Origin of the sequence: Roseovarius sp. D22-M7, assembly GCF_037083785.1 — a bacterium.
Classification (GTDB): domain Bacteria; phylum Pseudomonadota; class Alphaproteobacteria; order Rhodobacterales; family Rhodobacteraceae; genus Roseovarius.
In genome coordinates this window covers 1-9,631 of the sequence record NZ_JBAPKY010000086.1, presented here as the reverse complement: position 1 = coordinate 9,631, position 9,631 = coordinate 1, and the positions used below count along the sequence as shown (strand labels likewise).

Annotated in this window: 11 protein-coding genes and 1 pseudogene; 9 read left to right on the top strand and 3 right to left on the bottom strand. The window is 60.5% G+C overall.

The annotated features are described in order from the left end of the window. Positions 1 to 457, top strand: a 457-nt coding sequence (locus V8324_RS20285) for an integrase core domain-containing protein (protein ID WP_336421713.1), incomplete at its 5' end; no start/stop codon positions are given. Between the two features lie 2 nt (positions 458 to 459). On the opposite strand, the gene V8324_RS20280 is transcribed toward V8324_RS20285, so the two are convergent. Together V8324_RS20280 and V8324_RS20275 are read right to left on the bottom strand one after the other, a co-directional pair. Then, positions 460 to 819: a putative quinol monooxygenase gene (locus V8324_RS20280; RefSeq protein ID WP_336421712.1), complete on the bottom strand. Its 360-nt coding sequence runs from the start codon at positions 817 to 819 to the stop codon at positions 460 to 462. Between the two features lie 158 nt (positions 820 to 977). Then, complete coding sequence (locus V8324_RS20275) at positions 978 to 1,775, bottom strand: IclR family transcriptional regulator (RefSeq protein WP_336421711.1); 798 nt, start codon at positions 1,773 to 1,775, stop codon at positions 978 to 980. 72 nt (positions 1,776 to 1,847) lie between these two features. On the opposite strand from V8324_RS20275, the gene V8324_RS20270 reads away from it, so the two are divergent. The 7 genes from V8324_RS20270 (at position 1,848) to V8324_RS20240 (ending at position 7,548) form a co-directional block, all read left to right on the top strand. Further along, a complete protein-coding gene (locus V8324_RS20270) occupies positions 1,848 to 3,203 on the top strand; it encodes a selenium-binding family protein (protein ID WP_336421710.1) in 1,356 nt (451 codons plus the stop codon). Next, a complete protein-coding gene (locus V8324_RS20265) occupies positions 3,200 to 3,568 on the top strand; it encodes a 2Fe-2S iron-sulfur cluster-binding protein (protein WP_336421709.1) in 369 nt (122 codons plus the stop codon). The genes V8324_RS20270 and V8324_RS20265 overlap by 4 nt, the downstream gene beginning before the upstream one ends. Position 3,569: 1 nt before the next feature. After that, positions 3,570 to 4,034, top strand: coding sequence for a CoA-binding protein (locus V8324_RS20260; protein ID WP_336421708.1), 465 nt, complete (start codon positions 3,570 to 3,572; stop codon positions 4,032 to 4,034). A gap of 122 nt (positions 4,035 to 4,156) precedes the next feature. Then, positions 4,157 to 4,546 (top strand): rhodanese-like domain-containing protein, encoded by a 390-nt coding sequence (locus V8324_RS20255; RefSeq protein ID WP_336421707.1) that lies wholly within the window; start codon positions 4,157 to 4,159, stop codon positions 4,544 to 4,546. A 36-nt stretch (positions 4,547 to 4,582) separates the two neighbouring features. Further along, on the top strand, positions 4,583 to 5,446 hold the full coding sequence (locus tag V8324_RS20250; RefSeq protein WP_336421714.1) for an MBL fold metallo-hydrolase: 864 nt from the start codon (positions 4,583 to 4,585) through the stop codon (positions 5,444 to 5,446). Further along, complete coding sequence (locus V8324_RS20245) at positions 5,436 to 6,254, top strand: enoyl-CoA hydratase (RefSeq protein WP_336421706.1); 819 nt, start codon at positions 5,436 to 5,438, stop codon at positions 6,252 to 6,254. Before V8324_RS20250 ends, V8324_RS20245 begins: the two co-directional genes overlap by 11 nt. Positions 6,255 to 6,393: 139 nt before the next feature. Then, positions 6,394 to 7,548 carry a glycine cleavage T C-terminal barrel domain-containing protein gene (locus tag V8324_RS20240; protein WP_336421705.1) on the top strand — a complete coding sequence of 385 codons (1,155 nt, stop codon included), beginning with the start codon at positions 6,394 to 6,396 and terminating at the stop codon, positions 7,546 to 7,548. A 416-nt stretch (positions 7,549 to 7,964) separates the two neighbouring features. On the opposite strand, the gene V8324_RS20235 is transcribed toward V8324_RS20240, so the two are convergent. After that, complete coding sequence (locus tag V8324_RS20235; RefSeq protein WP_336421704.1) at positions 7,965 to 8,273, bottom strand: hypothetical protein; 309 nt, start codon at positions 8,271 to 8,273, stop codon at positions 7,965 to 7,967. Positions 8,274 to 8,462: 189 nt separating this feature from the next. On the opposite strand from V8324_RS20235, the pseudogene istA reads away from it, so the two are divergent. Beyond that, positions 8,463 to 9,631 (top strand): annotated as a pseudogene (gene istA / locus V8324_RS20230) (IS21 family transposase); the annotation flags it as partial.

Here is a 9,631-nt window from a genome sequence, read left to right as displayed (position 1 = left end):
CCCGAGACCCGGTTATGGCCACCCGCTGCGCTACATGAGGGCTGCGCAGGCGGCCATAACCTACCAACAGCCCTTCTTCCCGACGTGCTACGGCAAGGAATTCACCGATCGCCTCTTCGGCCTGCGTAAGCGCGGCGCGACCGGCGAGCACGAGTTCGATACGCTGTGCGCAACCCTCGATATCGACCATCGGTTGACGCCGCCGAAGTCGCCTCAGACCAACGGCATGGTCGAGCGCTTCAATGGCCGCATCGAAGACGTGCTGCAAAGCCACCATTTCCGATCAGGCGAAGAATTGGAGACGACGCTGCACCGCTACGTCTGGCTCTACAATCAGCAGCTCCCGCAATCAGCCCTCGGCAGCAAGACGCCATTGCGAGCCATGAAAGACTGGCACAAACTCAAGCCGGAGCTGTTCAAGAAAAAGCCATGCCACCTGCCGGGATGTGACATTTAGCTTTACCACTGCAAGAGGCCTGGCTTTTGCGCCTCGAAACCTTTGCTCGTCGGAAAGAGCGAATGCATCTGCGCAATCGTTTTCACTTCGCCGTCAAGCATGTGTTGGATCTTCGCCCACCAAGTTTTGAAGACTTCTGTTTCCCAATGCGTATGAAGAGCGGATTCGTCCCGATAAACCTCGTAGAAATAGAAACGATTGGAGCGTGATGCATCTTCCATGAAATGAAACTGGAACACGTCCCTTTCCTCGCTGATCGCACTCTGCGCCCCGAATAAACTGGCTTCAAGAAATTCTTGCCTGTGTTCAGGCCTGATTTTAACGGCAAAAAATCGGCCCAGCATCGCGTCCGATGTATCCATCTTATCCTCCTGCGTTCATGTCGTCGTTTTCCAGAAAAGAGCCCTAAGGCAGCGGTATCGCCAGCGACCCGGCAAAAAGCTTCCACACTATGGATGACATCGCGCAATTTTCATCTCTTTCCGTTTTAGCACCGCAGACAGCCCCAACGATATCGCGTTCAGCTCCCAACCGTTTCTTTCCCGCTTTCCGGATGCGTACACTCGGGAGGATCGCCGTGCTCGGGTGGGAAACGACCTGCCCCCGAAATATCCCGTGCGATTTGCGTGAGTTGAGGCCCCAGTTTTTTTCGGAAGGCTGGTGTAAACACTCGCACGGATCCTGTCGCGCCGATGGACATGGTCGCGCCCGGGCCAATTTCTGATAGAGGGGCCGCGACAGACGCCATACCACGCTCAATCTCTTCCACGCACTCGGCGTAGCCGCGCTCCCGAATGGCGGCCAGGTCGGCCTCAAGGTCTTCGACGCGCGTCAGGGTGAACTCCGTGTAGGCCCGCAGACGGCCATCAAGTCTGTCGAAGTCGAGCAGCGATGGCGTAAAGGCCGCCACCGCCTTGGAGCAGGAGCAGGCGTGCAGGGGCCGCTTGCCCAGCCCAGGGTGCAGGAAGGACACGCCTGTATCCGGCGTTTCCACGTGGATGATCTCGACCGCACGACCGCGCAGCCGCGAGAGGAAGAATGCCGCGCCGAGGCGGGAAGCCGCCTGCCGCAGGGCGGGCGCGACTTGTTCGATCAGCGCCTCGTCAGACTGGTCGGAATGGGTCATCCGCTTGAGCCGGACGCCCAATGAGAACCGCCCGCGCGCCATCGGCTCCAGCAGGCCCACGCCAACGAGATCCTGCACCAGACGATAGGCCGAGGCCTTGGGCAGATCTGAGTGCTCGCAAATATCGCCAACGGTGGCCTCTCCCTTTTGACCCACGATTTCGAGGATCAGCGTCAAACGTTCCAGATGCATGATATTCTCATTTTACGAAACTCATTTTTTCGTTATACGGGAAATCAGGGAGAATCAAGGGAGGAGCGGATCATGGACGGAACCTGTTGCGGGCCGGGCTACGCCAGCCCAGTCGAGGCCATCAAGGCGCCTCGCGAAAAGTTGCTATACACGATCGCGATCTACACCGGGACTGGCATCCAGAAGCCCGATTACCTGGCCACTGTGGATGCTGATCCCGACAGCCCGACCTACAGCCAGGTGATCCACCGCCTGGAAATGCCCGGGATCGGGGACGAGTTGCACCACATGGGATGGAACGCTTGCTCGTCGTGCCATGACGACAGCTCGATGGCGCGCAAGTATCTGCTGGTGCCCGGCGTTCGCTCGAACAATATCCATGTCGTCGACACCGCCACCGATCCGCGCGCCCCTCGCCTGCACAAGATCATCCAGGGGGCCGAGATTAAGTCCAAGGCCAACCTGAGCGGTCCGCACACGGTGCATTGCCTTGGCTCCGAGATCATCATCTCTTTCCTGGGCGACGCGCAGGGCGAGGCGCCAGGCGGGTACCTGCATCTCAACAAGGATTTCGAGATCGTGGGCCGCTGGGAAGAGACCATGGGGGACATCCCGTTCGGCTATGATTTCTGGTACCAGCCGCGCCACAACGTGATGATCAGCTCGGAATGGGCGGCGCCCAATACCTTCATGCCGGGCTTCGACCTGGAAGAGGTGGGGCACCTGAAATATGGACGACGTCTGCATATCTGGGACTTCGAGAAGCGCACGCCCATCGAAAGCATGTACCTGGGCGAAGACGGGTTAATCCCGCTCGAGGTCAAGTTCCTGCACGATCCCGATAGCACGCATGGCTTTTGCGGGGCGGCGCTCTCGACCAACGTGATCCATTTCTGGAAGTCCGAGGCGGGCAAGTGGGAATGGGAAAAGGTCATCGACGTCGAGAACGAACCGCATCCCGAATGGCCCATCCCGGTACCAGGGGTGATGTCGGCCATTCTCGTGTCGATGGATGACAAGTATCTTTATCTCAACAACTGGCTGCATGGCGACATGCGACAGTACGACATCACCGATCCGCACAATCCCAAGCTGACCGGGCAGGTCTGGATGGGCGGATTGTTGGGCAGGGCGCCTGAGGTAAACGGTGTCAAGGTTGCGGGCGGGCCGCAGATGTTCCAGCTGAGCCTCGACGGCAAGCGTCTTTACGTGACGACTTCGCTCTTCTCGACTTGGGACAACCAGTTCTATCCCGAGATCCGAACCCAGGGCGGTGTTATGGTAATGATCGACTGTGACGCGGAAAACGGCGGCATGTCGATCAATCCCGATTTCATCGTCGATTTCGGCAAGGAACCCAACGGCCCGTCGCGCTGCCACGAAACCCGCTATCCCGGTGGCGATTGCACCAGCGATATCTGGCTGTGACTGAGACCCGGACCATAACGATCGCCAACCGCGGCGGCGCGACCTACGAGGTCGAGGCGCGCCGTCCGCTGCTGGACACCCTGCGCGAGCAAGGCGTCGATCTGCCCTATGGCTGCAAGTATGGCGGCTGTATCACCTGCGCGGCCAAGCTGACCGAGGGCGATATCGACCAGCGCCGGCAGGTCGCGCTGAACAATCGCCAGATCGCCCATGGCTACGTCTTGTTATGCGTAGCCCGCCCCGTGACCGACTGCACGCTGCAGATCGGCGTGGAGAGCCACGACAAACTCTACCGCAACCCGTTCCTCGACCCGCTGCAGCCACATGAGCTGAAGGCGGATATCGCCACTCCGAAGGAGCCCTGAGATGCCCGACGCCGATATCGATCACCGCTACGACTATAGCCAAGCGTGCCTCTCCGAGATCCTACGCTCGGTCAAAACCATCGCCATGGTCGGGGCCAGCAACGACAAGACCAAGTTCAGCTATGGCGTTCTACGCGTGCTGCACGAGACCGGCTATGACATGATCCCGGTCAATCCCAATCCGAATGTCACGGAAATCCGGGGCATCCCGGTCTACCATTCCCTGCAGGAGATCGACCGGCCTGTCGATATGGTCGAAGTCTTTCGCCCCAAGGAAGAACTATATGCCATCACCGAGCAGGCGATCGAGATCGGGGCCAAGGTGCTGTGGGCCCAAATCGGTGTCTATGACGACCGCGCCGCCAAGCTGGCCGAGGACGCGGGTCTCAAGGTGGTCATGGATCGCTGCCCGAAGATCGAGCTTTTCCGGCCGTTCTGGAAGCCGCGCCTCGACCTGGCGATATGACACACGATTCGCCCGGTCTGCGTGTGCACCCGGCCTGCGGTTGTGGCGCGGGCGGCACGGCGGATTGGCCCATGAACGTCTTGCTTGGCTGGATCAACGCCGGTCGCGAAAGGAAAGCACGTATGCCCCAGACCATCACTAAAAGCGCAAAGGACATCGTCCGCGCCGCGCTTGACTCAACCCCGGCGATCAACGCCGAAGAGGCGCTCGGGCTTGTTGGCTCGTCCGAGCACATCTTCGTGGATCTGCGCGATGGGACAGAGCAGGCCAAGACCGGTATGATTCCCGGCGCGGTGGCCTCGTCGCGCGGGATGCTGGAATTCCACATCGACCCCGAAAGCCCGGCGCACAAGTCCGAGTTCAATGAGGACAAGACCTATGTCTTCTATTGTGCCTCCGGCGGACGCTCGGCCCTGGCCGCGCAGGCGGCGATGGATATGGGCCTGAGCCCGGTCGTGAACCTGACCGGTGGCGTCGGCGCGTGGAAGAAGGCCGGCGGCACGCTGGAATGATTGGCGGAGGATATCGTGGACTTTACTGCTCTTGACATGTCGGTCGCACCCGGGGTCGACGGCTTCTTCGACGAAGCCAGCAACACGATCTCGTATCTGGTCACGGATCCAGGCTCGTCCGCCTGCGCGATCATCGATAGCGTACTCGACTTCGATTATGCCGCCGGGCGCATTGCCCATGACAGCGCGGACCGCCTGATCGACGCGGTCCGGTCTCGTGGCCTTGCGCTGGAATGGATCATCGAAACCCATGTCCACGCCGACCACCTCTCGGCCGCGCCATATATCCAGCAGCACCTTGGCGGCAAAATCGGCGTCGGGGCTCGCATCATGGAAGTGCAGGATACCTTCGAGAAAATATTCAACGAAGGCACCGAATTTCAGCGCGACGGCTCGCAGTTCGACGCGCTTTTTGAGGACGGCGACACCTATTCGATCGGCGGCATGACCGGTTTTGCCATCGCCACGCCCGGTCACACCCCGGCCTGTATGGTGCATGTGATCGGCAACGCGGCCTTTGCCGGCGATACGCTCTTCATGCCCGATGGCGGCTCGGCGCGCGCAGATTTCCCAGGCGGTGACGCCGCCGAGCTTTACCGCTCGATCCAGAAGGTTCTGTCACTGCCCGACGAAATGCGCCTCTTCGTGTGCCACGATTACGGCCCCGGCGGACGTGCCATCGCGTGGGAAACCACGATCGGACAGGAACGCGCCAGCAACATCCATGTCGGCGGCGGCAAGTCGCAGGACGAATTCGTGAAATTCCGGATCGAACGTGACGCGCAGCTGTCCATGCCGAAACTCATCCTCCCCTCCCTGCAGGTCAACATGCGCGCGGGCGACATTCCCCGCGACGCCAGTGGCCGCCCAATGCTGAAGGTGCCCTTGAATGGCTTATGAAGGCGAACTGAACTCTTCCGATCTTGTCCAGCGGTCCGACGTGGATGGCGTCGCCAAGCTGACGCTGAACGCCCCGCGCTCGATCAATGCGCTGTCCGAGGCGATGATGGCGGCACTTTCGGATACGCTTGACGGCATCGCCGAAGACCGTTCGGTCAAGGCGGTGATCCTGCGCAGCGCCGGCGATCATTTCTGCGCCGGTCACAACCTCAAGGAAATGACCGAACGTCGTTCGGACCCTGATGGCGGGTTTCAGTACTTTCAGGATCTCTTCGCCAAGTGCTCGGCGATGATGCTGCGGGTTGTGTGCCTGCCCCAGCCGGTCATCGCTGAGGTCAAGGGCATCGCCACGGCAGCGGGCTGTCAGCTGGTTGCCTCTTGCGATCTGGCGGTCGTGGCCGAAGACGCGCGTTTTGCCACTTCAGGCGTGAATATCGGGCTCTTCTGCTCGACGCCTATGGTTGCCCTGTCGCGCAATGTGCCGCAAAAGATGGCAATGGAAATGCTGCTCTTGGGCGATTTCCTGCCCGCCGCGCGCGTGGCACAGCTTGGGCTGGTCAATCGTGTGGTGCCGCGTGGCGAACTCGAGGAAAGCGCGACGGAGATGGCGCGGATCATCGCCAAAAAATCGCCCGTCGCCATCCGTACCGGCAAGCGCGCCTATTACAGGCAAACCGAGATGGCGCTCGAACAGGCTTACGCCTATGCCGGCCGCGTTATGGCCGAAAACATGATGGCCCGCGACACCGAGGCCGGGATCGACGCCTTCACCCGCAAGGAACCCATGCCCGAATGGACCGGCGAGTGACGTCTCAAGAACCGACACGGGTATGACTGACACCCGCCTCCCTGCCCCGCGCGGCGCACCCCTGGCGGGAACAAAATGCAAAACGGTGCAAAATGGTCGTCAGCTAAGGTCGGTCCACCCCTAATATTGGATGCTTATCATGGCACATGAGCTTGAATTCGCAAATTTCAGCTTTGGGACACAGGTCCGCAAGTCTCCCTATTCCGACGCGGCTTTGCGCTGGGGTGCAAAGGGTTTTTCGGTATACAATCACATGTATATTCCCCGTGATTTCGGAAACCCCGAGCAGAATTTCTGGAACCTCATCAATCATGCGACACTGGCCGATGTCTCGGTCGAGCGGCAGGTCGAAATAACCGGACCGGATGCCGCCAAATTCACCCAGTACCTGTGCTCTCGCGACCTGTCGAAATGCGAGATTGGGCAGTGCAAATATGTTTTGATCACCGACCAGGACGGAGGGATCATCAATGACCCGATCCTTCTGAAGCTCGCGGAAGATCATTTCTGGTTGTCGATCGCGGACAGCGATGTGCTGCTCTGGGCGCGTGGCGTAGCAGTACATGCCGGTATGGACGTGAACCTGACCGAACCAGATGTCTCTCCCTTGCAGCTTCAGGGGCCGAAATCCAAGGACATTCTCCGCGCCTGTTTTGGCGATGCGCCCACCGAACTGAAGTATTTCCGCTTCATGGAATATGACTGGCACGGCGTGCCGCTGATCATCTCGCGGACCGGCTGGACCAGTGAACTGGGCTACGAGATCTACCTTCGCGACGCATCGGCTGGCGGGCGTCTTTGGGAATACATCCTTGATATCGGGTATAAGATGGGTCTCAGGCCGGGCCACACATCCGGCATCCGTCGGATCGAGGCAGCAATGCTTTCCTATCACGCGGACATGACGCTGGCGAACAATCCCTTTGAGCTTGGCATGGACCGCTTGGTTAACCTCGACATGGAGGCTGATTTCGTAGGCAAGGAGGCGCTGGCCCGGATCAAGGAGGCAGGTGTCAAGCAGCGGCTTGTTGGTATCGAGGTCGAAGGTGCCCCCTTCGTGGGCGTCAACGATTTCTACTGGCCGCTCATGAATGACGGCAAGCAGGTTGGCACGATTTCCTCGGCAGTATACTCGCCACGGCTGGACAAGAACATTGCGCTCGGCATGCTAAAGGTCGAACACGCCAGCGATGGCACTGAGCTGGTCGTGGATAAACTTGGCGAAACTCGCAAGGGAAAGGTCGTTCCGATCCCGTTTTTTGACCCCAAGAAGTCACTCGCTGCCGCAAGTTGACCAAATTGCGGCGCAGGTTGATCGCCTGTGCCGCTAAGCCCAAGCGCCGAGGTAGTCCCTACTGCATAAGCTCGCGCTTGAGACAGAAAACACCGGGCAAACTATCGGGATGAAAAAAGCAGTCCTTTGCGCAGTTGCGGTGTCAGCTTGGCTTGTCCCGCATCTTAGCAGTTCCCGACCCGCGCGGTGAAGGTCAGCTATCGCTTATTCACGCCAAGGGCCGTGGGTCCGCTTGGGGCTGGCCTATGAAATCTGATGGTTTCTGTCGGATATCCGCAAATCCCCGCGCGGCACGGTTACGCCGGATGCCCGGCTTCGCAGACGCAGCGAACGGCAGGTCCGACGGGCCGCACCGCAGCATCCAAGGTTAATGCTGTACGGCAGCTCTGGGCCGTCAGTGACGGCGGCCCAGGTCCTCAGGTTTCAACGCTGTCAGAGATTGCCAGGAAGTCTTCGAGCTCGACCCCAAGATAGCGGACAGCTTTGTCCATCTTGGCATGGCCGAGCGGAAGCTGGATAGCCCTCAAGGTGCCAGTCTTCCTGTCGACTTGTGCGACCTTCGTCCGCCGCATGGCGTGCGTGCCAAAGGACGTCGGGTCCGAGCCTTTGGCCAGCCAGACGAGTGCTCCAAATATCTTCAAGCGGGCCTTCGACGACGCCGGGGCCGAAGTCGACAAACCGGCAGGCCATAGCCCGTTTTCAAAGTGTCCCGTCGAGACATGCATGTGTGGGCTGCGCGTTCCGGGGACATCCGATCACCGGTTCCGATAACATCCGATCAGTGATTCCGATTTAATCCGATCACCTGTTCCGGGGCATCCGATCACTTGGGTGTTCCGGCCGGGATGCGCTTCGTTGGGCGATCGTGCAACGGGTTAGCCTTGTGTCTGCGAAGCAGGTGCAAGGAGCCCAGGATGAGACGATTGCCAATGCGAAAGATCACGGAAGCCCTTCGGATGAAGGCGTCCGGGCTGTCGACCCGGAAGATTGCGGCGAGCCTGTCGGTCGGTCAGGCGACGGTGGTTGAATATCTCAAGCGCGCCGAGCGGGCGGGTCTGTCCTGGCCGCTGCCGGAGGCCATGACCGAGGCTGATCTCGAGCGCCGGCTGTTCNGGCGGGTCTGTCCTGGCCGCTGCCGGAGGCTATGACCGAGGCTGATCTCGAGCGCCGGCTGTTCGCGCCAACGGGAGGCGAGAGGCGGCGCGGTCTGGCGGAGCCGGACTGGGCGGCGGTTCACCGCGAGTTGCGGCGTAAGAACGTGACGCTTTCGTTGCTGTGGGAAGAGTATCGCGCCGCACATCCTGATGATGGCTATGGCTACAGCCGGTTCTGCGATCTCTACCGCCGCTGGAAGGGCCGGCTGTCGCCGGTGATGCGCCAGCACCATGTCGCGGGCGAGCGCGTCTTCGTGGACTATGCCGGCCACACGGTGGAGGTCGTCGACGCCGAAACCGGGGAAGTGCGCCAGGCGCAGGTCTTCGTGGGTGTTCTGGGGGCATCAAGTTACACCTATGCCGAGGCGACCTGGACGCAGACCCTGCCGGACTGGATCGGGTCGCATGTCCGGATGCTGGCATTCTTCGGCGGTGTGCCCGGGCAGATCGTCAGCGACAACCTCAAGTCCGGTGTCACAAAGGCATGCTTTTACGAGCCCGGCCTAAACCGGACCTATGCCGAGATGGCAGCGCATTACGACACCNGTGTCACCAAGGCATGCTTTTACGAGCCCGGCCTCAACCGGACCTATGCCGAGATGGCGGCGCATTACGACACTGTCGTCATTCCCGCGCGGCCGCGCAAACCCCGTGACAAGGCCAAGGCGGAGGTCGGCGTCCAGGTCGTCGAGCGCTGGATCCTCGCGCAGTTGCGCAAACGGCGGTTCTTCTCGCTGGCCGAGGTGAACGCGGCCATTTCAACGCTGTTGGAGCGGCTCAACGACAAGGTCACCCGACACCTTGGCGCCAGTCGCCGGGGCCTGTTCAAGCAGATGGACAAGCCCGCGCTGAAACCGCTGCCGGCAACGCCCTATGAATATGCCGAATGGCTGGAGCGGCGGGCCGGGCTCGACTACCACGTCGAGGTC

Coding starts and splice junctions, on each gene's coding strand:
- V8324_RS20280 (WP_336421712.1), bottom strand. CDS start 819: ATGGATACATCGGACGCGATGCTGGGCCGATTTTTTGCCGTTAAAATC.
- V8324_RS20275 (WP_336421711.1), bottom strand. CDS start 1,775: ATGCATCTGGAACGTTTGACGCTGATCCTCGAAATCGTGGGTCAAAAG.
- V8324_RS20270 (WP_336421710.1), top strand. CDS start 1,848: ATGGACGGAACCTGTTGCGGGCCGGGCTACGCCAGCCCAGTCGAGGCC.
- V8324_RS20260 (WP_336421708.1), top strand. CDS start 3,570: ATGCCCGACGCCGATATCGATCACCGCTACGACTATAGCCAAGCGTGC.
- V8324_RS20255 (WP_336421707.1), top strand. CDS start 4,157: ATGCCCCAGACCATCACTAAAAGCGCAAAGGACATCGTCCGCGCCGCG.
- V8324_RS20250 (WP_336421714.1), top strand. CDS start 4,583: ATGTCGGTCGCACCCGGGGTCGACGGCTTCTTCGACGAAGCCAGCAAC.
- V8324_RS20245 (WP_336421706.1), top strand. CDS start 5,436: ATGGCTTATGAAGGCGAACTGAACTCTTCCGATCTTGTCCAGCGGTCC.
- V8324_RS20240 (WP_336421705.1), top strand. CDS start 6,394: ATGGCACATGAGCTTGAATTCGCAAATTTCAGCTTTGGGACACAGGTC.
- V8324_RS20235 (WP_336421704.1), bottom strand. CDS start 8,273: ATGCATGTCTCGACGGGACACTTTGAAAACGGGCTATGGCCTGCCGGT.